At 73.3% G+C, this 23,287-nt stretch carries 24 protein-coding genes, 1 tRNA gene and 1 pseudogene; 12 read left to right on the top strand and 14 right to left on the bottom strand.

Annotation, left to right across the window (positions count from 1 at the left end; genetic code table 11):
* Positions 1–6 precede the first annotated feature (6 nt).
* A complete protein-coding gene (locus ACIP9D_RS09470; RefSeq protein WP_350867218.1) occupies positions 7–1,416 on the bottom strand; it encodes an amidase family protein in 1,410 nt (469 codons plus the stop codon).
* Between the two features lie 16 nt (positions 1,417–1,432).
* The gene (locus tag ACIP9D_RS09465) at positions 1,433–2,575 is read right to left on the bottom strand and encodes a cystathionine gamma-synthase (RefSeq protein ID WP_350867219.1); all 1,143 of its coding nucleotides are present in this window, start codon (positions 2,573–2,575) and stop codon (positions 1,433–1,435) included.
* 94 nt (positions 2,576–2,669) lie between these two features.
* Between ACIP9D_RS09465 and ACIP9D_RS09460 the strand changes: the two genes are divergently transcribed.
* The 8 genes from ACIP9D_RS09460 (at position 2,670) to ACIP9D_RS09425 (ending at position 7,807) form a co-directional block, all read left to right on the top strand.
* Entirely contained in the window at positions 2,670–2,792 is a 123-nt protein-coding gene (locus ACIP9D_RS09460; RefSeq protein ID WP_350867221.1) for a hypothetical protein, read from the top strand.
* Positions 2,793–2,834: 42 nt separating this feature from the next.
* Positions 2,835–2,999 (top strand): hypothetical protein, encoded by a 165-nt coding sequence (locus ACIP9D_RS09455; RefSeq protein ID WP_350867223.1) that lies wholly within the window; start codon positions 2,835–2,837, stop codon positions 2,997–2,999.
* Positions 2,999–3,691 (top strand): nucleotidyl transferase AbiEii/AbiGii toxin family protein, encoded by a 693-nt coding sequence (locus tag ACIP9D_RS09450; protein WP_350867224.1) that lies wholly within the window; start codon positions 2,999–3,001, stop codon positions 3,689–3,691. Before ACIP9D_RS09455 ends, ACIP9D_RS09450 begins: the two co-directional genes overlap by 1 nt.
* A gap of 53 nt (positions 3,692–3,744) precedes the next feature.
* Entirely contained in the window at positions 3,745–4,155 is a 411-nt protein-coding gene (locus ACIP9D_RS09445; RefSeq protein WP_350867225.1) for an HIT family protein, read from the top strand.
* Positions 4,156–4,289: 134 nt separating this feature from the next.
* The gene (msrA, locus tag ACIP9D_RS09440; RefSeq protein WP_350867227.1) at positions 4,290–4,952 is read left to right on the top strand and encodes a peptide-methionine (S)-S-oxide reductase MsrA; all 663 of its coding nucleotides are present in this window, start codon (positions 4,290–4,292) and stop codon (positions 4,950–4,952) included.
* A 366-nt stretch (positions 4,953–5,318) separates the two neighbouring features.
* Positions 5,319–6,248 carry a ribonuclease Z gene (locus tag ACIP9D_RS09435; protein WP_350867229.1) on the top strand — a complete coding sequence of 310 codons (930 nt, stop codon included), beginning with the start codon at positions 5,319–5,321 and terminating at the stop codon, positions 6,246–6,248.
* Complete coding sequence (locus ACIP9D_RS09430) at positions 6,245–6,754, top strand: GNAT family N-acetyltransferase (protein ID WP_350867231.1); 510 nt, start codon at positions 6,245–6,247, stop codon at positions 6,752–6,754. The genes ACIP9D_RS09435 and ACIP9D_RS09430 overlap by 4 nt, the downstream gene beginning before the upstream one ends.
* Before the next feature lie 96 nt (positions 6,755–6,850).
* Positions 6,851–7,807, top strand: coding sequence for a trypsin-like peptidase domain-containing protein (locus ACIP9D_RS09425; RefSeq protein ID WP_350867233.1), 957 nt, complete (start codon positions 6,851–6,853; stop codon positions 7,805–7,807).
* A 106-nt stretch (positions 7,808–7,913) separates the two neighbouring features.
* Here the strand turns inward: ACIP9D_RS09425 and ACIP9D_RS09420 are convergent, their stop codons facing one another.
* Together ACIP9D_RS09420 and ACIP9D_RS09415 are read right to left on the bottom strand one after the other, a co-directional pair.
* On the bottom strand, positions 7,914–9,284 hold the full coding sequence (locus ACIP9D_RS09420; RefSeq protein ID WP_350867235.1) for a cystathionine beta-synthase: 1,371 nt from the start codon (positions 9,282–9,284) through the stop codon (positions 7,914–7,916).
* An 81-nt stretch (positions 9,285–9,365) separates the two neighbouring features.
* Positions 9,366–9,722, bottom strand: a complete 357-nt coding sequence (locus ACIP9D_RS09415) for a YkvA family protein (RefSeq protein WP_350867236.1) — start codon at positions 9,720–9,722, stop codon at positions 9,366–9,368.
* Between the two features lie 171 nt (positions 9,723–9,893).
* Here ACIP9D_RS09415 and ACIP9D_RS09410 point away from each other — a divergent pair.
* The 3 genes and pseudogenes from ACIP9D_RS09410 to ACIP9D_RS09400 all read left to right on the top strand — a co-directional run.
* Positions 9,894–10,951 (top strand): annotated as a pseudogene (locus ACIP9D_RS09410) (SGNH/GDSL hydrolase family protein); the annotation flags it as partial.
* A complete protein-coding gene (locus ACIP9D_RS09405) occupies positions 10,940–11,743 on the top strand; it encodes an SGNH/GDSL hydrolase family protein (protein ID WP_350867240.1) in 804 nt (267 codons plus the stop codon). The pseudogene ACIP9D_RS09410 and the gene ACIP9D_RS09405, both read left to right, overlap by 12 nt.
* Before the next feature lie 87 nt (positions 11,744–11,830).
* Entirely contained in the window at positions 11,831–13,093 is a 1,263-nt protein-coding gene (locus ACIP9D_RS09400; protein WP_350867242.1) for an acetyl-CoA C-acetyltransferase, read from the top strand.
* Between the two features lie 15 nt (positions 13,094–13,108).
* Here the strand turns inward: ACIP9D_RS09400 and ACIP9D_RS09395 are convergent, their stop codons facing one another.
* From ACIP9D_RS09395 to ACIP9D_RS09380, 4 genes are all read right to left on the bottom strand, one after another.
* Positions 13,109–13,429 (bottom strand): hypothetical protein, encoded by a 321-nt coding sequence (locus ACIP9D_RS09395; protein ID WP_350867243.1) that lies wholly within the window; start codon positions 13,427–13,429, stop codon positions 13,109–13,111.
* A 50-nt stretch (positions 13,430–13,479) separates the two neighbouring features.
* Positions 13,480–14,238, bottom strand: coding sequence for a Bax inhibitor-1/YccA family protein (locus tag ACIP9D_RS09390; protein WP_350867245.1), 759 nt, complete (start codon positions 14,236–14,238; stop codon positions 13,480–13,482).
* A 128-nt stretch (positions 14,239–14,366) separates the two neighbouring features.
* Positions 14,367–15,182: a Bax inhibitor-1/YccA family protein gene (locus tag ACIP9D_RS09385; protein ID WP_350867247.1), complete on the bottom strand. Its 816-nt coding sequence runs from the start codon at positions 15,180–15,182 to the stop codon at positions 14,367–14,369.
* Positions 15,183–15,293: 111 nt separating this feature from the next.
* A tRNA-Leu gene (locus ACIP9D_RS09380) sits at positions 15,294–15,374 on the bottom strand.
* A gap of 103 nt (positions 15,375–15,477) precedes the next feature.
* Between ACIP9D_RS09380 and ACIP9D_RS09375 the strand changes: the two genes are divergently transcribed.
* On the top strand, positions 15,478–17,349 hold the full coding sequence (locus ACIP9D_RS09375) for a hypothetical protein (protein WP_350867249.1): 1,872 nt from the start codon (positions 15,478–15,480) through the stop codon (positions 17,347–17,349).
* A 110-nt stretch (positions 17,350–17,459) separates the two neighbouring features.
* On the opposite strand, the gene ACIP9D_RS09370 is transcribed toward ACIP9D_RS09375, so the two are convergent.
* The 6 genes from ACIP9D_RS09370 to ACIP9D_RS09345 all read right to left on the bottom strand — a co-directional run bounded on the left by ACIP9D_RS09370 (position 17,460) and on the right by ACIP9D_RS09345 (position 23,285).
* Positions 17,460–18,791, bottom strand: coding sequence for an NAD(P)/FAD-dependent oxidoreductase (locus ACIP9D_RS09370; RefSeq protein WP_350867251.1), 1,332 nt, complete (start codon positions 18,789–18,791; stop codon positions 17,460–17,462).
* Between the two features lie 104 nt (positions 18,792–18,895).
* A complete protein-coding gene (locus tag ACIP9D_RS09365; RefSeq protein WP_400449611.1) occupies positions 18,896–19,456 on the bottom strand; it encodes a hypothetical protein in 561 nt (186 codons plus the stop codon).
* Positions 19,457–19,505: 49 nt separating this feature from the next.
* Positions 19,506–20,903: a DUF58 domain-containing protein gene (locus ACIP9D_RS09360; RefSeq protein WP_350867254.1), complete on the bottom strand. Its 1,398-nt coding sequence runs from the start codon at positions 20,901–20,903 to the stop codon at positions 19,506–19,508.
* Complete coding sequence (locus ACIP9D_RS09355; protein WP_350867256.1) at positions 20,903–21,910, bottom strand: MoxR family ATPase; 1,008 nt, start codon at positions 21,908–21,910, stop codon at positions 20,903–20,905. Before ACIP9D_RS09355 ends, ACIP9D_RS09360 begins: the two co-directional genes overlap by 1 nt.
* Positions 21,910–22,500 (bottom strand): hypothetical protein, encoded by a 591-nt coding sequence (locus ACIP9D_RS09350; RefSeq protein ID WP_350867258.1) that lies wholly within the window; start codon positions 22,498–22,500, stop codon positions 21,910–21,912. The genes ACIP9D_RS09355 and ACIP9D_RS09350 overlap by 1 nt, the downstream gene beginning before the upstream one ends.
* Positions 22,497–23,285, bottom strand: coding sequence for a DUF4129 domain-containing protein (locus ACIP9D_RS09345; RefSeq protein ID WP_350867259.1), 789 nt, complete (start codon positions 23,283–23,285; stop codon positions 22,497–22,499). Before ACIP9D_RS09345 ends, ACIP9D_RS09350 begins: the two co-directional genes overlap by 4 nt.
* Positions 23,286–23,287: the final 2 nt, after the last annotated feature.

Raw genomic sequence — 23,287 nt, 5'->3', positions numbered from 1 at the left:
AGACGATCATGCGACGGCTGGCGACCCCGTGCCGACCCGCGGATAGCCGGGGGCGTGCCGGGACCACGGGGCGGCCATCTCGAACTGGCCGGCCACCCCGAGCAGCAGCAGCTCCGAGCCGGGCGGCCCGACCAGCTGCACGGCCACCGGCAGTCCGTCCGGGCGGCGCCCGACCGGCACCACGATCGACGGCAGACCGGCGATGTTCCACGGCGCGGCGAACGGGGCGTACCGGATGTTGGCCGCCATGTTGGCCCGCCAGGACCGACCGGACCAGACGGCGGCCTCCGGCGGCGGACCGGCCAACGCCGGGGTGAGCAGCAGGTCGATCGAGTGGTCGGTGAAGAAGCCGATGGACCGCTCCCGCCAGGCGGCCCGGTCGGCCTCCCGGACGTACCCGCGCCGCTGCGCCCATTCGCCGAGCGCGACGTGCCGGCGGCTGCGCGGTTGCAGGTCGCGGCGCTGGATGCCGGTGGCCCGGACGTCCGCGGCCGCCGCGGCGAACCAGGTGGCGATGCCCTGAAGGCCGAGCCGGGTCGGGTAGACCGGATTCGCCGGCACGGTGTCGTGACCGGCTGCGGCGAGCAGCCGCCCGGCGGTGGCGACCGCGTCCCGGTTGGGCGCGTCCGGGGAGACGCCACGCACCGGCGAGCGGAGCGAGACACCGACTCGCAGTCGCTGCGGCGGCACCAGCTTCTCCGGACGCCGCCCCGCGAGCACCGAGAAGCCCACCGCGGCGTCGGCGACCGTGGTGGTCAACATGCCATGTTCGGTGAGGCCGAACCAGTCTTCCGCGCCGAGTTGGCACGGGATCACGCCCCGGCCGGGCTTGAGCCCGACCAGGCCGCAGCAGGCCGCCGGGATGCGGATCGAGCCGAGGCCGTCGTTGCCGTGCGCGATCGGCACCAGTCCGGCGGCCACCGCGGCCGCGGCGCCGCCGGACGAGCCGCCCGGCGTACGCGCGGTGTCCCACGGATTGCGGGTCACCCCGGTTTCGTCGTCGGTGAGCGCCCAGAGGCCGAGCTCCGGCATCCGGGTCACCCCGAGGATCACCGCACCGGCGCCGCGCAGCCGGCGGACCACCTCGTGGTCGGCCTCGGCGACTCCGGTACGCACCGCCGCCGAACCGTTCCAGGTGGGCAGGCCGGCGACCGGGGTGTTCTCCTTGACCGCCACCGGCACCCCGGCCAGCGGAAGGTTGGCGAGATCCTCCTGCTCGTCGACCTTCTCCGCCTCGGTGATCGCCTCGCCGCCGCGAACCGCCCGGAACGCGGCGAGCTCGGCGTCGGCCCGGGAGATGTGGTCGAGGTGGTCGGCCACCACCTGGGTGGCGGAGACGTCGCCCCGCCGCACGCCGCGAGCGATCTGCTTCGCGGTCGCCCCCACCCAGGTCGGCATGATGTCCTGCACGGCCACCCTCCCCAGCCAGCGGTCAGCCCAGCGCCTGCTCCAGATCGGCGAGCAGGTCCTCGACCGTCTCGATGCCGACAGACAGTCGCACGAGATCGCCGGGAACTTCAAGCGGCGAGCCGGCAGCACTTGCGTGTGTCATCCGGCCCGGGTGCTCGATCAGCGATTCCACCCCGCCGAGCGACTCGGCGAGCACGAAGAGCTTGGCCCGGTTGCAGATCTCGACCGCGTGCTCCTCGCCCCCGGCCGCCCGGAAGGAGATCATGCCGCCGAACCGGCGCATCTGCTTCGCGGCCACCTCGTGACCGGGGTGCGAGGGCAGCCCGGGGTAGATCACCTGGGACACCTTGGCGTGCCCGTCGAGGTAGGCGGCCAGCCGCTCCGCGTTGTCGCAGTGCCGGTCCATCCGTACGCCCAGGGTCTTGATGCCGCGCAGGGTGAGCCAGGCGTCGAACGGCCCGTTGATCGCGCCCATCGCGTTCTGGTGATAGCGCAGCTCCTCGCCGAGCCCGGCGTCGGCGGCGATCAGCGCGCCACCGACCACGTCGGAGTGCCCGCCGATGTACTTGGTGGTGGAGTGCACCACTACGTCGGCGCCGTGCGCGATCGGCTGCTGCAGGTACGGCGAGGCGAAGGTGTTGTCGACCACCAGCAGGGCGCCCGCGTCGTGCGCGATGGTCGCCAGCGCGGCGATGTCGGCGATGCCGAGCAGCGGGTTGGTCGGCGTCTCCACCCAGACGATCTTCGTCCGGCCGGGCTGCACGGCGGCGCGGATCGCGTCCGGGTCGGAGACCTTCGCCGGGGTGAAGTCCAGGCCCCACCGCTCCACGACGCGGGCGAAGAGCCGGTAGGTGCCGCCGTACGCGTCGTCCGGGATGACCACGTGGTCACCCGGCTTGCAGACGGTCCGCAGCAGCGTGTCCTCGGCGGCCAGTCCGCTGGCGAAGGCCAGCCCGACCGGCCCGCCCTCCAGCGCGGCCAGGCACTCCTGGAGCGCGTCCCGGGTCGGGTTGCCGGAGCGGCTGTACTCGTAGCCGAGGCGCGGCGCCCCGACGGCGTCTTGTGCGTACGTGCTGGTCTGGAAGATAGGTGTGATCACCGCGCCGGTGCGGGCCTCGGGGTCCTGACCGGCGTGGATCGCGAGCGTCTCAAAGCCGTGACTCATTCCCGTGACGTTAGTCCGCCACCCGTACCCATCGGGCGCAACCCGGCGCGGGTCACGTCAGCGCCGTGTCGTACCGGTCGGTGATACTGGCTTCGTGACCTCGACCGCCGCCCTGCCCTCCCGCCTGATCGGCGCGGCAGACCGCATCCCGGCCTCGCTCGAACTGCTGGCCGGGCCGGAAACCGGCCGCGTGGAGCTTCCCGTCCGATTGGCCTGATCCGGGCCGAACGACTTCGACGTCACCGACCCACGGCAGCGATTGACCCTCTACTGCCTCCTGCTCGACTGCGGGCAGCGCGATGACGTCATTCGTTACGTCAACGCCGGGTTGCTGCGACAGGACTGGCCGCGCATCCGGCGGCTGACCGCCCGACGGGTGATCTCCCTCTGGGAACGGCTGCTGCCCGGCCTCGCGACTGCCTGATGGACGCCCTGCACCGCCAACTACTTGAGATCGGCTTCGAGGCTGGTGACGATCTCGGTCTGGTGCTGGCTGGCGGGTACGCCATGTGTGCGCACGAGTTGCTCGACCGGCCTTCGCAGGACATCGACTTCGCCACCGCTACCGCGCTACCGCTTTCGGCGGTGGTGAACCGGCTCTCCGCCGCCTTCTCGGGCGCCGGTTTCGTCACCCAGATCATCGAGGTCACTCCTCGGATGGCCCGAATGGTGGTGTCTGACGCGACAGGCTCGTGCGAGGTGGATCTGCTCAAGGAAGCACTTGGGCCGCCAGCCCGGTTGAGCATTGGTCCGGTCCTCGCGTTCGAGGACCCGGTCGGGCTGAAGGTACGCGCCCTGCACGACCGGGCCGCCCATCGTGACTTCATTGACATCCACGCCGCGAACGGCCGGCTCGAGTGGGCCGAGCTGGAACGGCTCGGCGCTCGTCACACCGCCGGCTTCTCACTGGAGGAGCTGGCCGATCGGCTTGGCGCCGTCGATGAGCGGGACGGACGCACATTCCGGTCCTACGGCCTCAGCGACTCCGAAGTCACGGAGCTGCGAAGCTGGGCGAGACGGTGGGAGTCCGACATCAGGGTCCGCCTGGCGACCGGCGAAACCGGCCCGGCCGGAATCGCCGAGAGCGAGTGGGAAAGCTACCTGGACGAACGATGATGATCACGCGGGCGGGGCGGGCGGTTCAGCGGCGACGGCACTAGCCTGGGTCGGTGGCCGGGTGCGTGTTCTGCGGGATCGTCGCGGGTGAGGTGCCCGCGTTCCGGGTCGTCGACGTCCCGGACGGGGTGGGGTTCCTGGACACCCGGCCGGTCTTCCGGGGCCATGTGCTGGTGGTGCCGCGTACCCACCTGGTGACGCTGGCCGAGCTGCCGGCAGAGGATCTGGCCGGCTACTTCGGCCTGGTCCAGCGGGTGGCGGTGGCGGTGGAGTCCGGTCTGGGAGCCGGCGGGACGTTCGTGGCGATGAACAACAAGGTGTCCCAGTCCGTCCCGCACCTGCACACCCACGTCGTACCCCGGACCAAGGGCGACGGGCTGCGCGGCTTCTTCTGGCCCCGCACCCGCTACACCGACGACGCCGAGGCGCAGGAGTACGCGGACCGCATCAGCGCCGCGCTCTGACCGGCGGGAGATATCGGCACGAACCGTCCACGATCTCTCCCACCCCTCCCGGCGGCCTGACTCGGGGTGCAGCGGGTAAGGCTGAGGGACCCGCTGGTGTTACACGCTGGGAGAGGTACGAGAGGAGTCCCACCGTGTTCCTGCGCCGAATGAAGGCCGAGATGATTTCTCCCGACCAGGCCCTGTCGGGCCGCCCGATCTCGATGCCGGTCGCCGATCGGCACGAGGTGCTGGGCACCCCGCTGAAGGGCCCGTTCCCCGAGGGCAGCCAGATCGCCGTCTTCGGCATGGGGTGTTTCTGGGGTGCCGAGCGACTGTTCTGGACCCTGCCCGGCGTGATCACCACCTCCGCCGGCTACGCGGGCGGCTACACGCCGAACCCGACGTACGAGGAGGTCTGCTCGGGGCGGACCGGGCACGCCGAGGCGGTCCAGGTCGTCTACGACCCCTCGAAGATCAGCTACGAGGACCTGCTGAAGGTCTTCTGGGAGAACCACGACCCGACCCAGGGCATGCGCCAGGGCAACGACGTGGGCACCCAGTACCGGTCCGCGATCTACGCCAGCACCGACGAGCAGTTGGCCACCGCGATCGCCTCCCGCGACGCGTTCGCACCGATCGTGGCCCGCGCCGGTAAGGGCGAGATCACCACGGAGATCGACCGGCTCGGCAGCTACTACCTGGCCGAGGACTACCACCAGCAGTATCTGGCGCCGACGAAGAACCCCAACGGGTACTGCAACCACGGCCCGAACGGGCTGAGCTGCCCGGTGGGCGTGGCCCGTACCGCCGGCTGACCCGCCCTCACCTGGGCGATCCCGATGCCCGGCCGCCGACGAGGCGGCCGGGCATTCCCGTTTCCCCCTGTGATCGAAATCCGTTGCCGAGCCGCGCGGAGACTCGATAGCGTGGCGGTACACGCGAAAGGAGGTGGTCCAGACTTGTATAGCAATCGGACTCGTGAGGTGGCTGTCCGCTAGCCGCTGTCCTCGACAGTGATCACGTCCGTCGCTAGGCGGGCACTGCACCATCGTCGAGACCGTGTGGCAGCGGTGCGGCGAAACCACGACAGCCACCCGACCCCCGGGGCGCCGGCCCAGTCCAGCCGGCCCGCGCGCAAGCGCGGACGCCCCGGGGGTCGCTTCATGTCTGGGAGACCGACGATGTCGATGCGCGAGCTGGTGGTGCTCGGAACGGCCAGCCAGGCGCCGACCCGGCAGCGCAACCACAACGGGTACGTGCTCCGCTGGGACGACGAGGTGATCCTCTTCGACCCGGGCGAAGGCAGCCAGCGGCAGCTGCTGCACACCACGGTCACGGCGACCGACCTGACCCGCATCTGCGTCACCCACTTCCACGGTGACCACTGCCTCGGCCTGCCCGGCACCATCCAGCGCCTCTCCCTGGACCGGGTGCCGCACCCGGTCGCGGTGCACTTCCCGGCCGGCGGCGCCGAGTACTTCGCCCGACTGCGGCACGCCACCTCCTTCTACGAGACCGCCGAGTTGCGCGTCGAACCGATCGAGGCGGACGGGCAGCGGATCGCGCTGAGCTGCGGCACGCTGGAGGCCCGCCGGCTACGGCACCCCATCGAGACGTACGGCTACCGGCTGGTCGAGCCGGACGGCTGCCGGATGCTGCCGGAGAAGCTGGCCGCGTACGGGATCGCCGGGCCGGCCGTCGGCGAGCTGATCCGGGTCGGCCACCTCGACCTGGACGGGCGCCGGATCACCCGCGACGAGGTGAGCCTCCCCCGGCCGGGGCAACGGTTCGCCTTCGTGATGGACACCGGCCTCTGCGACGGGGTCTACGCCCTGGCCGAACACGCGGACCTGCTGGTGATCGAGTCGACCTTCCTCGAATCGGAGGCCGCGCTCGCCGCCGAGGTCGGCCACCTCACCGCGGCGCAGGCCGCCCGGGTGGCGGCCGAGTCGGGGGTACGCCGGCTGGTGCTCACCCACTTCTCCCAGCGGTATTCCGACCCGCGCCGGTTCCACGACGAGGCCCGCGCGCACTTCGACGGCGAGCTGGTGATCGCCGAGGACCTGACCACCGTCCAGGTGCCGCCGCGCCGGGTAACCTCGCCCCGATGACCGTCATCCTCCGCCGGGCCACCGCCGACGACCTGTTGGCGATCGGCGCGCTGCACCAGCGCTCCCGGGTCGCCACCTACTCGTCCTTCCTGTCGCCTGAGGCGCTCGCCGAACCGACGCCGGAGGCGATGGGGCGCTACTGGGCCGAACGGTGGGCCTGGGAGCGGGACGACCACCTGATGACCGTCGCCGAACGCGACGGCACGCTGGTCGGCTTCAGCTACGTCGGCCCGGACGACGAGGGCGACCCGGCGACCGGCCTGCTCAACGCCATCCACCTCGACCCCGCCGAACGGGGACGCGGCCTGGGCCGGGAACTGATGACCGACGCGTTGGACACCATGCGGAGCCGGGGCTGGCGCCGGGCGGTGCTCTGGGTGCTCGCGCAGAACGATTCCGCCCGCCGGTTCTACGAACGCGGCGGCTGGACGCCGACCGGCGCGAAGCGGGAGGACCTGATCGGCCCCGCGGTCACCACCCAGCTGCGCTACGCCCGCCCCCTGTGACCCGCCAGAGCGCGCTGACCGATCGTTCGCGGTAACCGGCCGTTCGCTCTGAGCTGATCCGGGCATGCCCGTCGATCCGGCCGCGTTGCTCGGGTCATGGACACCGAGCACACCGCGCCGGAGCCGACCGAGGCCGCCGCTCTGGACGCGTACTCCCAGGTGGTCACGGGCGTGGCGGCCCGGGTGCTGCCCAGCGTGGCCGCCCTGTCGGTGCGGACCGCGCGCGGGGCCGGCGCCGGCTCCGCGGTCACCGTGGGCACCGACGGCCTGCTGTTGACCAGCGCGCACGTGGTGCAGGGCGCGCAGGACGGGTCAGCCGCCTTCGCCGACGGAACCGAGACCCGGTTCCGGGTGGTCGGCGCCGACCCGTTGTCGGACCTCGCCGTGCTGCGGGTCGAGGAGACCACCGTGCCACCGGTCGAGCTGGGCGACGCCGACGGGCTGCGGATCGGCCAGCTGGTGGTCGCCGTGGGCAACCCGATGGGGCTGGCCGGCTCGGTGACCGCCGGCGTGGTCTCCGGGCTGGGCCGCTCGCTGCCGGCCCGGGACGGCCGGGTCACCCGGCTCATCGAGGACGTGATCCAGACCGACGCGGCGCTGAACCCGGGCAACTCCGGCGGGGCGCTGGCCGACTCGGCCGGCCGGGTGATCGGGGTCAACACGGCGGTCGCCGGGTACGGGCTCGGGTTGGCGGTGCCGATCAACGCCACCACCCGGCAGATCATCGCCGACCTCACCGCCCACGGCCGGGTCCGCCGGGCCTGGCTGGGGGTGGCCGGCGTGCCGGTGCCGCTCCCGCCCGAGGTGACCGCGCGGACCGGCCAGCGGCGCGGCCTGCGGGTGGTGGAGGTCGTTCCGGGGAGCCCGGCCGGGTTGGCCGGGATCTACCTGGGCGACGTGATCCTCTCCGCCGGCGACCGCCCGGTCCGCGACGGTCAGGGCCTGCAACGGCTCATGCTCGGCCCGGCCATCGGCGCCCGGCTGCCGGTGACGGTGCTGCGCAAGGGCGCCCTGGTCGACGTGGTGGCCGTCCCCACGGAACTCGCCCGCTGACGGGTGACCCGCGCTTCGGCGTGTCGCGCGCGGTCCGTCGCCCGCTCATCGCCACAGCGCGACGGCGCCCTCCCGGCCGGGAGGGCGCCGTCGTGTCGTCGTCGGGTCAGTGCGCGCCGAGGTGGGCGAGCAGGTCCTGCCGGGTGAGCACGCCCTTCGGCTTGCCGTCGACCAGCACGAGCGCGGCGTCGGACTTCTCCAGCAGGCCGACCGCCTCGCTCACCGGCTGCCCGCCGCCGATCATCGGCAGCGGCGCGCCCATGTGCCGCTCGATCGTGTCGTGCAGGTGCGCCTGACCGGTGAAGAGCGCGTCCAGCAGGTCCCTCTCGGCGATCGAGCCGGCCACCTCGCCGGTGACCACCGGCGGCTCGGCCTTGAGCACCGGCAGCTGGGAGACGCCGTACTCGCGCATGTAGTCGATCGCGTCGCGGACCGTCTCGGTCGGGTGCACGTGCACCAGCTCGGGCAGGGCGCCCGGCTTGCTCGCCAGGGCGTCCGCCACGGTCGGCTCGGCGCCGGAGTTGTCCAGGAAGCCGTACCGGGCCATCCACGCGTCGTTGAAGATCTTGGAGAGGTAACCCCGGCCACCGTCCGGCAGCAGCACCACGACCACGTCGTCCGGGCCGGCCTTGCGGGCCACCTCCAGCGCGGCCACCACGGCCATCCCGCAGGAGCCGCCGACCAGCAGCCCCTCCTCGCGGGCCAGCCGCCGGGTCATCTCGAACGAGGCCTTGTCGGAGACCTCGACGATCTCGTCGGCGACCCCCCGGTCGTACGTCTGCGGCCAGAAGTCCTCGCCGACGCCCTCGACCAGGTAGGGCCGGCCGGTGCCGCCGGAGTACACCGAGCCCTCCGGGTCGGCGCCGATGATCCGCACCCGCCCGTCGGAGGCCTCCTTCAGGTAGCGGCCGATGCCCGAGATGGTGCCGCCGGTGCCCACGCCCGCGACGAAGTGGGTGATCTCGCCCTCGGTCTGCTTCCACAGCTCCGGGCCGGTGCTCTCGTAGTGCGAGCGCGGGTTCGCCGGGTGGCTGTACTGGTCCGGCTTCCAGGCGCCGGGGATCTCCCGGGCCAGCCGGTCGGAGACGTTGTAGTAGGAGCGCGGGTCCTCCGGGGCGACCGCCGTGGGGCAGACCACCACCTCGGCGCCGTACGCCCGCAGCACGTCCTGCTTGTCCTGGCTGACCTTGTCGGGGCAGACGAAGACGCACTTGTAGCCCTTGAGCTGGGCCACCAGGGCCAGCCCGACACCGGTGTTGCCGCTGGTCGGCTCGACGATGGTGCCGCCCGGCCGCAGGATGCCGGCCTTCTCGGCGTCCTCCACCATGCGCAGCGCGATCCGGTCCTTCACCGAACCGCCCGGATTCAGGTACTCCACCTTCGCCAGCACGGTGGCCTGGATGCCGGCCGTGACGTTGCGCAGCCGTACCAGGGGGGTGTTGCCGATCAGGTCGACGACGTTGTCGTAGTACTGCACCTCGATGTGTCCTTCTCTCGGCGCCGGCGACGGCGGCCGGGCAGGTGGTTCGGGGGTTCCCAGCGCCCAGGGTACGGCCCGTCAGGGCACCACACGCCCGGGGATGACGGAGTCGCGACGCGCCTCCCACTCCAGGAAGCGCTCAGTCTCGGCGAGCACGCTGCCGGCCAGCCAGGTGACCATGACCGCGTCGTCGGCCAGCCCGAAGATCGCCAACGGGATCTCCGGGAGCAGGTCGACAGGCGAGACGATGTACGCCGTCGCCGCGGTCATCAGGGCCAGCCGGAGGCCGCCGTCGTACTCGCCGCGGGTGGTCGCCCGGATCATCCGGGGCAGCGCCGCCAGCCGGCTGCCCAGTGACGGGCCGCCGCGGGCCCCGGCGGCCAGGGCCCGGGCCAGGGCCGTGAAGGCCGCGCTCCGCTTCAGTGTCTTCCCCATCATCGTGCTCCTCTCCGGGGACAGCGTGGCGTCCTGGCGCAAGCCCGCCGGACCGGTCGACCCGCGCCGGGTGTCACCCGGGAGAGACGTACCCAGAACGACGGTCCGCCAGCCACCCGTCTGCCGCTACGACGACAGCGCCGTGTCGGGCCGGCGCGATACTGTCGCGGTATGGGGGTGGCTGGTTCCGTCGTACCCGTTGGTCCGCGCTGGCGGCGCGCCCGGCGGATCGCCCGCCTGGCGGCGATCGGCACGGGTGCCACCGCGGCGGCCACGGTGGCGAGCGCCGGGGTGCTGATCGGCCAGGCCCGTCGCGCCCGTCGCACCATCCCGATGGCCGAGGCGCCGCCACCTCGCTGCGACGGGGTCTACGGCGCGAAGTTCCACGGTGAGCCGCTCACGATGGTGGTGCTCGGCGACTCCTCGGCGGCCGGCTACGGGGTGCACCGCCGCCGGGAGACGCCCGGCGCGCTGCTCGCCACCGGCCTTTCCCGCCGCACCCAGCGTCCGGTGCGGCTGCACCGCTTCGCCGTGGTCGGAGCGATCTCCGCCGTGCTGCGGCACCAGGTCGAGGCGGCCCTGGAGTGCCGGCCGGACGTCGCGGTGATCCTCATCGGCGGCAACGACATCACCAACCGCACCCCGCACGCGCTCGCCGTCCGCTATCTGGTGGAGGTGGTCCGCACGCTGCGCGACGCCGGCTGCGAGGTGGTCGTCGGCACCTGCCCCGACCTGGGAGCGATCCAACCCATCCAGCCGCCGTTGCGCTGGCTGGCCCGGCGCTGGAGCCGACAGCTCGCCGCCGCTCAGACGGTGGCCGTGGTCGAGGCCGGCGGCTGGACGGTCTCCCTCGGCGACCTGCTCGGCCCACGGTTCGCGGCGGAGCCGGCCCGGATGTTCGCCTGGGACCGTTTCCACCCCTCCGCCGAGGGCTACGCGATGGCCGCCGCGGCGCTGCTGCCCACGGTGCTCTCCGCGCTCGACGCCGGGGCGGAGCGGCGAGCGCCGACCGCCGGTCAGGGCGTACGGTCGCTGCCGGAGGCGGCGCAGGAGGCGGCCCGGCACGCCGGCACGGAGGTCAGCGCCACCCAGGTCCGGGGGCGTGACCGCGGCCCGGCCGGCCGATGGGCGCAGCTGCGCCGGCGGGCGTTCTTCGGCGTCGGCACCGTGCCGCAGTCCGGCCCGGCCACCGACTCACCCACAGTGGAGGGACTGGCATGACCGAGCAGGACATCGCCACGAGGCTCGCCGGCCGGCTCGGTCGGGCGGCGATGCTCTCCCTGATCGCCGGCACCGTGGGCGGCGCCGCGGTCCTCGCCGGGGAGGCGTTCATCGCCCGACACCGGCGCTACGCCCAGCCGGAGCTGGGGCTCGCGCTGCGGGCCACGGTCGGCCGGGCCGGTGCGCCGCCGCTGCGGCTGGTCCTGCTCGGCGACTCGTCCGCCTTGGGCGTCGGGGTCGACCGGCTCGACGACACCATCGGCGGCCAGCTGGCCAACCTGCTGAGCGAGGGGCCCACCGGCCGGCTGGTGCACCTCTCCTGCGTCGGGGTCTCCGGCTCCCGCACGACCGACCTCGCCACCCAGGTGGCCCGCGCTCTGCTCGGTGAACGTCCCGACGTGGCGCTGATCCTGATCGGAGCGAACGACGCCACCGGGCTGCGCCGCCCGTCCGACGTGTCCGCCTACCTGGGCGCGGCCGTGCACCGGCTCCGCGAGGCGCGGGTGGAGGTCGTCGTCGGCACCTGCCCGGATCTCGGCGCGGTCCGCGCGATCGCCCCGCCGCTGCGCCAACTGGTCGGCTGGTCCGGGCGGCGGATCGCCCGCGCCCAGACGGCCGCCGTGCTCGACGCGGGCGGCTCGGTGGTCGACCTGGGCACCGAGACCGGGCCGGTGTTCCGCGCCGACGCCAACACCCTCTGCCACGACGGTTACCACCCCTCCGCCGACGGCTACCGGGTCTGGGCGCACGCGCTGCTGCCCGCGGTCGCGGCCGCCGCGGCGGTCGCGTCCCGGCACTGACCCCGCTGCCGAAGGCGGCGGCGGGGTGACATTTCCCGCCGCCCGCGTGGCTTCCGCGCCAAGTTACCGGCGGGTTAACGTTGGCTCATGTCGACTGAGTCGTCCCGCGACGCCGTCATCGTCGCCACCGCCCGCTCCCCCATCGGCCGCGCCCAGAAGGGGTCCCTGCGCGACGTCCGACCGGACGACCTCGCCGCGACCATCGTCCAGGCCGCCCTCGACAAGATCCCCCAGCTCGACCCAGGCGAGATCGACGACCTCTACCTCGGCTGCGGCCTGCCCGGCGGCGAGCAGGGCTTCAACATGGCCCGGGTGGTCGCCACACTGATGGGCCTGGACACCCTGCCGGGCGCCACCCTCACCCGCTACTGCGCCTCCTCGTTGCAGACCACCCGGATGGCGATGCACGCGATCCGGGCCGGCGAGGGTGACGTCTTCATCTCCGCCGGCGTCGAGACCGTCTCCCGCTACGCCCGCGGCAACTCCGACGGCCTGCCCCCGCAGGCCCAGGAGCTGGTCGGTGGCGGCTGGGAGAACCCGCGCTTCGGCGCGGCGCGCGAGCGGTCGAAGGCCCGCGCCCAGGGTGGCGCCGAGGTCTGGTCCGACCCGCGCGAGTCCGGCGAGCTGCCGGACATCTACCTGACCATGGGTCAGACCGCGGAGAACCTGGCCCAGGTCTACGACGTGACCCGCGCCGACATGGACGAGTTCGGCGTACGCAGCCAGAACCTCGCCGAGAAGGCGATCGCGGACGGCTTCTGGGCCCGCGAGATCACCCCGGTGACCACCCCGGACGGCACGGTGGTCAGCACCGACGACGGCCCGCGCCCCGGGGTCACCCTGGCTGGCGTGGCCGGCCTGAAGCCGGTGTTCCGGCCGGACGGGCGGATCACCGCCGGCAACTGCTGTCCGCTCAACGACGGGGCCGCCGCGGTCGTGGTGATGAGCGCCCAGCGCGCCCGGGACCTCGGCATCACCCCGCTGGCCCGGATCCTCTCGACCGGCGTCACCGCGCTCTCCCCGGAGATCATGGGCCTCGGCCCGGTGGAGGCGTCAAGGCAGGCGCTCAAGCGGGCCGGGATGACCATCGACGACGTCGACCTGGTCGAGATCAACGAGGCGTTCGCCGCCCAGGTGATCCCGTCGTACCGGCAGCTGGACATCCCGCTGGAGAAGCTGAACGTGATGGGCGGAGCGATCGCCGTCGGTCACCCGTTCGGCATGACCGGCGCCCGGATCACCGGCACCCTGCTCAACGCCCTCGAGTGGCACGACGGGACCATCGGACTGGAGACCATGTGCGTCGGCGGCGGCCAGGGCATGGCGATGGTGCTCGAACGGCTCAGCTGAGCCGTACCGCCCCGATCAGAGCGCGGTTCGGGTCGCCGTCACCTCGCCGGCGGCCCGGGCCAGCGCCGCCGGCTCCGGGTCAGCGGCCATCAGATCCGCGGCGACCACCCGGAGCTGGTCGGGCAGGGCCAGGTCGTTCGCCAGCCGGGGCACGGTGCGGCGCGGCTCCCCCTCGGCGTCGGCCGCCAGGTTGGCGATCTCCTGCACCAGCCGGTGCACCAGGTCGGCGCGGGCCGCGTTCCCGCCGGCGGCGGCGGCCGCCCAGCGTGGTTGCTCCCAGTGCCCGACCTGGCCGACCAGGAGCTGCACCGCACGGTCCAGTTCTGCTGCGCTCATCGCCGAAGAGTGTACGGACCGGAGGTCACCGGATCACCGGGGTGAGCGGTTCACCGGCGCAGATAGCTGAGCAGCCGCAGCAGCTGCCAGTAGAGGAAGACCAGGCCGGTGAGGAGCCCGAAGGCGCAGAGCCAGGCGTAGCGCCGTGGCCGACCGGCGCGCACCGACCGCTCGATCAGGTCGAAGTCGAGGATGAAGCTGAACGCGCCCGCGATGATGGCCACCACCGCGATCACGTACGCCAGGCCGCCCACCTCGCCGGTGAGGCTGTAGATCTCCAACCCCTGCCGCCCGGTCACCAGGTAGACCACCAGGTTCACCACGCTGATCGCGACGATGCCGAGCAGGGTCCCGATGACCAGCCGGGCCAGCCGGGGAGTGGCCCGGATCAGCCGGGCCCGGTAGAGCAGCGCCATGCCGAGGAAGACGCCGAAGGTGCCGGCCACCGCCTGCGCCACGATGCCCGGGTAGACCAGCTCGAACGCGCGGCTCGCCACGCCCAGCAGCAACCCCTCGATCAGCGCGAACGCCACCATCGGTACCGGGTTGGTGATGGCGCGCAGCGAGATGACCAGCGCCAGCGCGATCGCGGCCAGGGCGCTGCCGGCGAGCGCGGCCGGCACCCAGACCGCCTGCGGGACGAACAGCCAGGCCAGCAGCGCGGTCGCACCGGTGATCAGGAGCAGGCCGACGGTCCGGACCACCACGTCGTCGACGGTCATCTCCTCCGCGGCCCCGACGCCGAGCACCCGGCTCTCCAGCCGGGTGGTCTCGTCGAGCCGGTTCAGCACCGGGTTGGTACTGCGCACCGCCACCCCCTCGCCGCCCTACCCCTCGCAGTCACTCTGCCCCGGTGGGTCTGGCCGCGTCGGGAAAACGCCGGCGCCCGCCCCCACGGTGCGGGGACGGGCGCCGGCGGTCAGCGGAGCAGACGGGGTCAGTCGTCGCCCTGGAAGTAGCTCAGCAGGCGCAGGATCTCGATGTAGAGCCAGACCAGGCTGACCAGGATGCCGAACGCGGCGACCCAGGAGTAGCGCTGCGGCAGGCCCATCCGGACGCCGTCCTCGACCTCCTTGAAGCTGAGCACGAAGCTCAGCGCCGCGACCACGATGACCACCAGGCTGAACCCGATGGCCAGCGGGCTGCCGTCGCGCAGGCCGGTGTTGATGCCGAAGAGCGCCAGCACCAGGTTGATCAGCATCACGCCGAAGAGGCCGACGATCGCGGCGGTCACGCCCTTGACGAACGCCGGGGTCGCCCGGATGGCCCGCACCTTGTAGAGCATGGCCATCAGGAAGAAGACGCCGAAGGTGGCCGCCACGGCCTGGATCACGATTCCGTCGTAGGCCGACTCGAAGAACTTGCTGACCATGCCGACGAAGACGCCCTCGATGACGGCGTACGTGACGACCAGCGCCGGGTTCGCCATCCGGGAGAACGAGATGATCAGGCCGAGGACCAGGCCGACCACCGCGGCGCCGATCCAGGCGACACCGACCAGCGCGTCGGGGACGAGCACCCACGCGGCCGCGGCGGAGACGCCGAGGATGCCGAGCAGGGTGACGGTCTTGACCACCACGTCGTCGATGGACATGGGCGCCACCGTCGGCGGCGCGGCCGGGTAGCCGGCCTCGGTCGGGTACTGCTGCGGAATGCCGGGCGCGCCGTACGGCCCGGCCGGGGCGTACCCGGCGGAGCGCTCCCGCTCGGCCGCCTGGCCGAGCCGGGCGAGCACCGGGTTCGAGGTCTTCACTGTCTGGCCTCCCTCAGGGGGTCGTGTGCACGTGAACGTGCACACACAAGAGTAACTGCCCTGGCCATCCGTGGAGATCGCTGAGCGGGGAGAGAGGTGGAAATGTGTCGGTGCCCGGGGCGGGGATCGAACCCGCACGCCTTTCGGCAGCCGCTTTTAAGGCGGCCGTGTCTGCCGTTCCACCACCCGGGCCGGGCGGCACCGGTGCGTCGACACGCCGCGGTGCAGTGTCACGGTAACCGGTCTGTGGCTACCCGGCGTACCCCGATACGGTCGCCACATTAGGGTCGATGCCGTGAGCAGCGCAGCCCCCACGGCCCCCGACGCCGCCCCTGAGCAGGCTCTCCGCCTCGCCGACCGGGCCGCCCGCCGGCCCCGGACGGCCCGGCTGCTGGCCGCTCTCGGCCGGCACCGCGCGGACCTCGCGGTCGCGCTCTTCTTTCTCCTGCTGGCCGGCTGGCTCACCCACGGGCTGTGGCCCGACCCGGGCTCCCGGACGCTGGCGCTCAACGCGGCGGACCAGACCCTCTACGAGTGGTTCCTCGCGGTCGACGCGCGGGCCCTGCTCGGCGACTTCAGCCTGCTCACCGACCGGCTCAACGCGCCGGACGGGGTGAACCTGATGACCAACACGACGGTCATCGCGCTCGGCATCGCCCTCGCCCCGGTCACCCTGCTGCTCGGCGCGCCGGTCACCTTCGCCCTGCTGGCGGCGGCGAACCTGGCCGGCACGGCGGTCGCCTGGTACCTGCTCTTCACCCGGACGCTGCGTGCCCGTCGGCTCGCCGCCGGGCTCGGCGCCGGCCTCTGTGGCTTCGGCCCGGGAATGATCTCGCAGACCAACAGTCACCTGCACATGACCGCGCAGTGGTTGGTCCCGGTCATCGTCTGGCTGGTGGTGCGGCTGCTACGCGCCGCCGACCCGGAGCGGATCGGCCCCGAAGATCCGGCGGATCCGGCCGGCAGCACGGTGGTGCTCGGCCCGGACCGGCGCCGCATGGTCAGCTCGGCGGTCGGCCTCGCCGCCGCGATCACCGCCCAGGTCTTCATCGGCGAGGAGGTGCTCTTCCTCACCGCGCTCACCTTGCTGATCATGGCCGTCACCTACGCCACCGTGGACCGGGAACTGGCCCGCCGAGCGCTGCCCGGCTTCGCCGGCGGGATGGCGCTCGCCGCCGGGCTGGCCCTGATCGTGCTCGGCTACCCACTCTGGTTCCAGTTCGCCGGCCCGCAGGGCGTCGCCGACGGCATGTTCAGCCCGCACTACTTCTCGGCGGACCTGCGCAGCTGGTGGACCATCTCCCCGCTGTCGGTGGCCGGCGACGACGACGCGGCCCGGCTCACCACCGGCCCGGCCGAGTACAACACCTTCCTCGGCTGGCCGTTGCTGCTGGTCACCGCGGGCTGTGCGCTCTGGCTGGGCCGCCGCCGGCTGGCGGTCGCCTGCGCCGTCGCCGCTCTGGTGATGGGCGGGCTCGCGCTCGGCCCGGCCGTGGTGGTCGGCGGCACCCGCACCGGGTTGCCCGGCCCGTACGCCCTGCTGGCGGGCCTGCCGGTGGTGGACGGCGCGCTGCCGATGCGGTTCGCCCTCGCCGTACTGCCGCTGGCCGGAACGCTGCTGGTGCTGGCCGTCGACCGGGCGCTGCGCGGCACCGGCCGGGCTCGGCGGCTGATCCCGGCGGCGGTCGGCGCGGCGCTGCTGCCGCTCTTCCCCACCCCGCTGCCGACGGCCGAGCGCCCGGCGTTGCCGGAGTTCATCACCGGCGGCCACTGGCGGCAGTGTGTCCGCCCGGGCGGGGTGCTGGTGCCGGTCCCGCTGCCCACCCCGAAGGAGCCCTGGCCGATGCGCTGGGCCGCCGCCGCGGACGCCGCCTTCGCCACGCCGGAGGGCTTCTTCATCGGCCCGTACGGACGTAATGGCACCGCGGCCATGGGCACCTACCAGCAGCCCACCTCCGCCCTGCTGAGCGACGTGGCGCGCCGCGGCGACCAGCCGGTGATCGGCGACGAGCAGCGCCGGCAGGCCGCCCAGGACGCCGACTTCTGGGGCGCCTCCTGCGTGGCGCTCGCCGAGGACACCCCGCACGCGGAGAGCCTGCGGGCGACCCTGGAGCAGCTCTACGGCCCGTCGACCCGGGTCGCCGACGCCTGGATCTGGCGGGTCTGAGGCCCCGCGCCACCACATCCCGCGCGGGTCTGACGCCCGCGCCACTTCGCCCACCACGAGAAGGGCCCCTCGACCGGACGGCGGAGGGGCCTTTCTCGGGTACGTCGCGGTCAGCCCCGGCGGGCGCCGACCGGCTGGGACGCCTCGGCGAACTCCTCGCGCGGGTCGTGCAGCTGGCCGAGGGCGACCACCTCACGCTTCAGGAAGAAGGCCAGGGACCAGTCGACGACCACCCGGACCTTCCGGTTGAAGGAGGGGATCCGGCTCATGTGGTACGTCCGGTGCATGAACCAGGCCGGCCAGCCGGTCATCTTGACCCCGTACACCTGGGCCACGCCCTTGTGCAGCCCCAGGCTGGCCACGCTGCCGACGTGCTTGTGCCGGTACTCCACCGGCTGCCGGCCCCGGATGACCTCCTTGATGTTGTCCGCCATCCGGGCGGCCTGCCGCACCGCGTGCTGGGCGCTCGGCGAGCAGTACGCCCCGGGCGGGCCGGTCAGGTCCGGCACGGCGGCGCAGTCGCCCGCGCTCCACGCGCCCTCGACCACCCGGTCGCCGTCGACCACCTGCAGGGTCGGCAGGCAGGTCACCCGGCGCCGCTCGTCCCGCGGGAAGTCGGTCCTGTCGAGCAGCGGCGACGGCTTGACGCCGGCCGTCCAGACGATGGTGTCGGCGCGGAAGCTGTCGCCGTCGGAGAGCTTGACCACCCCGTCGACGCAGGACTCGAGCCGGGTGTCCAGCCGGATGTCCATGTTCCGCTTGAGCAGCTGCTGCACCGTGTACGCGCCCATGTCCCGGTCGACCTCGGGCAGCACCCGCTGGGTGGCCTCGACCAGCACCCAGCGCATCTCCTCCGGCTTGAGCTCCGGGTAGTAGCGCAGGGCGTCGCGGGCCATGTCCTCCATCTCGGCGAGCGCCTCGATGCCGGCGTAGCCACCACCGACGAAGACGAAGGTAAGCGCGGTGCGGCGGACGTCCGGGTCCGGCGTGACAGCCGCCACGTCGAGCCGATCCAGCACGTGGTTGCGGAGGTAGATCGCCTCACCGATGGTCTTGAACCCGATGCCCTGCTCGTGCAGGCCGGGAATCGGCAGCGTCCGGGACACCGAGCCCGGGGCGACGATCACGTGGTCGTAGGCGATCTCCCGGGGCGGGCCGGAGATCGGCTGGACCGTGGCGACCTTACGGTCGTGCTCGACCCGCGTCACCGTGCCGGCCACCACCTTGCACCTGCGCAACTCCCGCCTCAGCGGCACCACCGCGTGCCGAGGGGAGATGTTGCCCGCCGAGGCCTCCGGCAGGAAGGGCTGGTAGGTCATGTGCGGCTGGGGGTCGACCACGATGACCTCAGCCTCACGGGAGCTCAGCTTCTTCGACAGGCGCAGGGCCGCATAGAGGCCGACATGTCCCGCACCCACCACAAGGATCCGCTTCGGATTCACGTCATCTATCTTTCCCCGGGTTGCTCAGCTAATCCCGCGCGCGCCCCCGTTCTGTGACGGAGCACAACCGCTGTGACCTGCGCAACCCCCGCGTCACCACAATGTCACCGGCGACGCAGCAGCCACCCGAGCAACGCCGCCACCCCTACCGCCACGAGCAGCCCGGCCACCGTGGCCAGCTGGTAGCCGGCGTCTCCACCGAGCTCCCCGAACCCCATCAGCAGCACCCCGAGCACCGACGCTGCCAGCAGCACCAGGGCGGCCCGCAGCAGCCACCGCGTGATCAGCTCCGGGTCGACCACCGCGTCGTACGGGAGCAGCGCGGCCAGCGCGCAGAGCGTGTGCCCCAGGTAGAGCACCCCGGCCAGGGCCAGCAACCGCCAGAGCGTGACCGGCCGGCCGTAACCGTCGGTGGAGATCAGCCACCCACCCACGGTGACCAGCGCGGCGAAGGTCGGCCAGACCCGGCGCGGGCCGACCGCCGGTAGCAGCGCCACCAGCACCAGCGCGCCGAGCTGCTGCCCGGCCAGCACCTCCGCCGGGAAGGCCAGCACGAAGCCCGCCAGCACGGTCAGGTAGACACCGGCCCGGATCAGCAGCGGCGTCAGGCTGATCCGGCTCGCCGCCGACCGCAGCGCGCGGACCCGTTCGGTGACGGTGTCGATCATCGCGGTTCGCCTCCGTCCCCCGGCCGGCCACCGACCCGCACGGCGCTCACCGGCCACCCACCCGGGGGGCGGTGGCGAGCCGGGCGACGTCCCGCAGCACCTGGTCCAGGCTGCCCGCGCCGGCCCAGGGGACCACCGGCACGCCGTGCTCGCGCAACTGCGCGATCATCGTGTCCCGGTCCAGCCGCCACAGCCGGTAGGCCACCTCGGCCCAGCCCCGGTCCTTCGGGGGCGCGAGGTCGGCGGGGAGCGTGTCCACCGCCACCACGAACCGGCCGGACCGGGCCAGCCGGGCCAGCATCTGCGCCGACCGCTCGTCGAGCAGCGGCGTCAGCACCACCACCAGCGCGTCGGCGGAGAGCAGCTGCGGGCCGAAGACCTGGTCGTACGGCTCGTGCGGGCTCGCCTCGGCCCGGACGTCGAGCAGCCACTCCAGGACGGTCAGGTATTGCCGGCGGCCGGCCCCCGGACGCAGCCGGCGCGCCGCAGGCCCGTACTCGAGCAACGACACCCGGTCTCCCCGGTGCAGGTAGTGCTCGGCGATCGCCGCTGCCGCCCGCACGGTGGTGTCCAGCACCGAGGCCGCGCCGGAGACGCCGCCCGAGCGACCGGCCTCGGCGAGCACGTCGAGCAGCACGACCACCTCGGCGTCCCGGTCGGAGAGGGTGGCGGCCACGTGCAGCTGCCGGGCCCGCAGCGAGACCCGCCAGTCGATCCGGCGCAGCCGGTCACCGGGGGCGAAGACCCGCACGCCGGCCAGCTCGCCGCCTTCGCCGGGCCGGCGGGAGTGGTGCGCGCCGACCAGGCCGGCGGCCCGGGGCATCGCCTCCACCGCCTCGAACGGCTCCGTCTTCGGGTAGACCCGGACCCGGACCGGATCGGTGATCACCGCGCGGGAGACCAGCAGCCCGCCGGCGGTGGCGACCCGGGCGCCGGCCGGACCGACCGGGTGCCGCCCCCAGCGCAGCGCACTGCCGGAGAGCTCCAGGTCGATCGCCGAGGCGGTCGGCACCGATGTCACGAACGGTCGGTCGGCCACCGATCCGCCGCCGGCCGCCCCGGCGCCGGCGAAGCCGACCCGCTCGATCCGCAGCCAGGGTGAGACCCGGGTCCGGAGCACCACCAGCTCGTAGTCGACGACGTCCGGGTTGCCGACCGTCACCGCGCCGGTCAGCTCACCCCCCTCGACCAGGTGGCCGTCGTCGGCCTCGACCCACACCTGGGGCAACGCGACCGGCCGGCGGCGCAGCGCGTACGCGGTGCCGAGCGCGAACGGGGCGGCCAGCACGATCAGATCGATCCGCCCGAGCACCACCGCGGCCACCAGCAGCAGGCCGGTCAGCAGCACGGCACGGCCGAGCGCCCGGGTGGGCGTCCAGCCGGTTGCCGCAGCTGGCTCCTGCCCCGGCACGCTTCGCTGTTGCGGCACGCTCGGCACGGTCATCAGCGCGCGGGCCGACCGGCCGCGTAGCTGGGCAGCGCGCCGCTGGCCGGGGCGGGGGTGCCTTCGAGCACCTCACCGACCACGAAGGACGGGTCGACCCGGCGCAGCCACATCTCCGGGCGCAGCGTGATCCGGTGGGCCAGCGCCGGCGCGGCGACCTCCTTGACGTCCTCCGGCACCACGTAGTCCCGTCCGGCGAACACGGCCCGGACGCGGGACAGCAGCAGCAGCGCCAGCGAGCCGCGCGGCGAGGCGCCGACCAGGACCGACGGGTGCTCCCGGGTGGCCGCGGTCAGCGAGACGATGTACCGGCCGACGGAGTCCTCGACCACCACGTCCTCCAGCGCGGCCTGCATCGCCCGCAGGGTCGCCGCGTCCACCACCGGCTTGATCTCGGCTTCCTCGCGGCGGCGGGCCATCCTTCGGCGCAGCACCTCCCACTCCTCCTCGTGCTCGGGGTAGCCGAAGGAGACCCGGAGCAGGAAGCGGTCGAGCTGCGCCTCGGGCAGCGGGTAGGTGCCCTCGTACTCGATCGGGTTGGCGGTGGCCAGCACGTGGAACGGCTCGTCCAGCCGGTAGGTGACGCCCTCCACCGAGACCTGCTTCTCCTGCATCGCCTCGAGCAGGGCCGACTGGGTCTTCGGCGGGGTCCGGTTGATCTCGTCGGCGAGCAGCAGGTTGGTGAAGACCGGGCCGGCCCGGAACGCGAAGTCGCCGCTGCGCTGGTCGTAGAGGAAAGACCCGGTCACGTCGGCGGGGAGCAGGTCCGGGGTGAACTGGAGCCGGCGGAAGTCCAACCCGAGCGCCTGGGCGAAGGAACGCGCGGTGAGCGTCTTGCCCAGGCCGGGCAGGTCCTCCAGCAGGACGTGCCCGCCGGCCAGGATCCCGGCGAGGACCAGCTCCAGAGCGTCCCGCTTGCCGACCACGACCGAGCCGACGGCGTCCAGCACCGCCCGGGCCAGCTGGCCGACCTCGGCGGCGGGCATGCTCCGGTCCACGTCGTTCATCAGATCTTCTCCAGTTCGGCGACGATCGCCGCGAGATCGCGCGGCGACGGGGTGCGGCGGGGCGGGGTCTCCAGGAACGTCCAGAGCCGCTCACCCAGCAGACTGCGGGCGCGGGCCGGATCCGAATCGCGGGTCACCCCGTGCCTGAGACGAAGTCGCTCGTCGGCCAGTTCGCCGAGCCGGGGCAGGACCACGCCGGTGAACCGCTCGGGCCGGGTCGCCGACCAGTCCAGCGGCACCTCCCAGCCGTTGATCGCGGTCCGCAGCGCGTCCCGGGCGCTCCAATTCCAGGTGCCGTCGTCCGCGGCGGTCACCGGCGCCCGGGTGCCGGGCGGAGGTGGCGGCGTGGGTGCCAGCGCGGCGACGACCCGGCGTACCAGGAACAACGCGACCACCCCGGCGATCAGGATCAGCAGCGAGACCCGCAGACCGACCGCGCGCAGGCCGACGACGAGCACGACCACCACCGACGCGACACCGGCGAGGGTGCGCAGCACCTGCCCGACCCGGCCGCCGCGGTCGCGGTCGTCCGGCCGGGAGCGTTCCTCCTCGAAGCTGAGCAGGTCATCGATGCTGGCGCCGCTGCTCACGACGACACCTCACCCGGTGTGGTCGCGGTCAGCTCGCCGCGTAGCCGGCGCAGCGCGGCTCGCGCCTGGTCGCGGGTGCTCTCGTCGACAGGCCGGGTGGCGTAGCGGGCCTCCCGGTAGACGTGCGCGAACTCGGCCAGCACGTCGGCGCTGACGATGGCCGGCACCCCGGCCGAGGGGTCACCGCGCAGCAGCCGGCTGACCAGGTCGGTGGGGGTGTCGCCGGCCAGCCGAGGAACGCCGGCCGCCGCGGCGGCCTGCTCCAGGCGTACCCAACAGGCGATGACCGCGACCCGGGGGTCGGTGTCCTGGTCGTCCAGGTCGATGAGGCCGGCGTCCAGGGCCGCCACCACGTCGCGGGTGGCGCCCGCTGTGGAGCGCCGGTGCCGCTGCTTCGGCAACGCCCGGCTGGTACGGCGCATCGCACCGCGGATCAACACCCAGGTCAGGTAGCCGAACGCGCCGAGGACGGCCAGCCCGAGCAGGACGAGCGCGGCGGTGACCATCCACTGTGGGATCTGCGGCGGATCGAGGTCGCGGGGCTCGGCCGGGATCGACTGCTCCGGCTCCACCGACGGGTATTCGGGCACCCACGGAATGTTCTCGGCGGCGGGCGGAATCCGGCTCGCCCCGATCGACGAGTGCGACGCAGCGAGCGCGGCCACGGCGAGCAGCAGGGCCACCACGCCGACCGGCCACCAGCGGCGCACCAGGCCCAGGCCGGCCCCCGGCTCGCCGTCGCCCGCCGGGGGGTACGGCGTGGGCCGGCGCGTTCCGTCCGTCATCG

This window comes from Micromonospora sp. NPDC093243 (assembly GCF_044753725.1).
Lineage (GTDB): Bacteria > Actinomycetota > Actinomycetes > Mycobacteriales > Micromonosporaceae > Micromonospora.
This window is presented reverse-complemented; position numbering and strand designations above follow the sequence as displayed.

What these genes read in the sequence shown, in the direction of transcription:
- ACIP9D_RS09465 (WP_350867219.1), bottom strand. Translation starts at nt 2,575, where the DNA reads ATGAGTCACGGCTTTGAGACGCTCGCGATCCACGCCGGTCAGGACCCC.
- ACIP9D_RS09450 (WP_350867224.1), top strand. Translation starts at nt 2,999, where the DNA reads ATGGACGCCCTGCACCGCCAACTACTTGAGATCGGCTTCGAGGCTGGT.
- ACIP9D_RS09435 (WP_350867229.1), top strand. Translation starts at nt 5,319, where the DNA reads ATGTCGATGCGCGAGCTGGTGGTGCTCGGAACGGCCAGCCAGGCGCCG.
- ACIP9D_RS09430 (WP_350867231.1), top strand. Translation starts at nt 6,245, where the DNA reads ATGACCGTCATCCTCCGCCGGGCCACCGCCGACGACCTGTTGGCGATC.
- ACIP9D_RS09425 (WP_350867233.1), top strand. Translation starts at nt 6,851, where the DNA reads ATGGACACCGAGCACACCGCGCCGGAGCCGACCGAGGCCGCCGCTCTG.
- ACIP9D_RS09415 (WP_350867236.1), bottom strand. Translation starts at nt 9,722, where the DNA reads ATGGGGAAGACACTGAAGCGGAGCGCGGCCTTCACGGCCCTGGCCCGG.
- ACIP9D_RS09405 (WP_350867240.1), top strand. Translation starts at nt 10,940, where the DNA reads ATGACCGAGCAGGACATCGCCACGAGGCTCGCCGGCCGGCTCGGTCGG.
- ACIP9D_RS09400 (WP_350867242.1), top strand. Translation starts at nt 11,831, where the DNA reads ATGTCGACTGAGTCGTCCCGCGACGCCGTCATCGTCGCCACCGCCCGC.
- ACIP9D_RS09395 (WP_350867243.1), bottom strand. Translation starts at nt 13,429, where the DNA reads ATGAGCGCAGCAGAACTGGACCGTGCGGTGCAGCTCCTGGTCGGCCAG.
- ACIP9D_RS09360 (WP_350867254.1), bottom strand. Translation starts at nt 20,903, where the DNA reads ATGACCGTGCCGAGCGTGCCGCAACAGCGAAGCGTGCCGGGGCAGGAG.
- ACIP9D_RS09355 (WP_350867256.1), bottom strand. Translation starts at nt 21,910, where the DNA reads ATGAACGACGTGGACCGGAGCATGCCCGCCGCCGAGGTCGGCCAGCTG.
- ACIP9D_RS09345 (WP_350867259.1), bottom strand. Translation starts at nt 23,285, where the DNA reads ATGACGGACGGAACGCGCCGGCCCACGCCGTACCCCCCGGCGGGCGAC.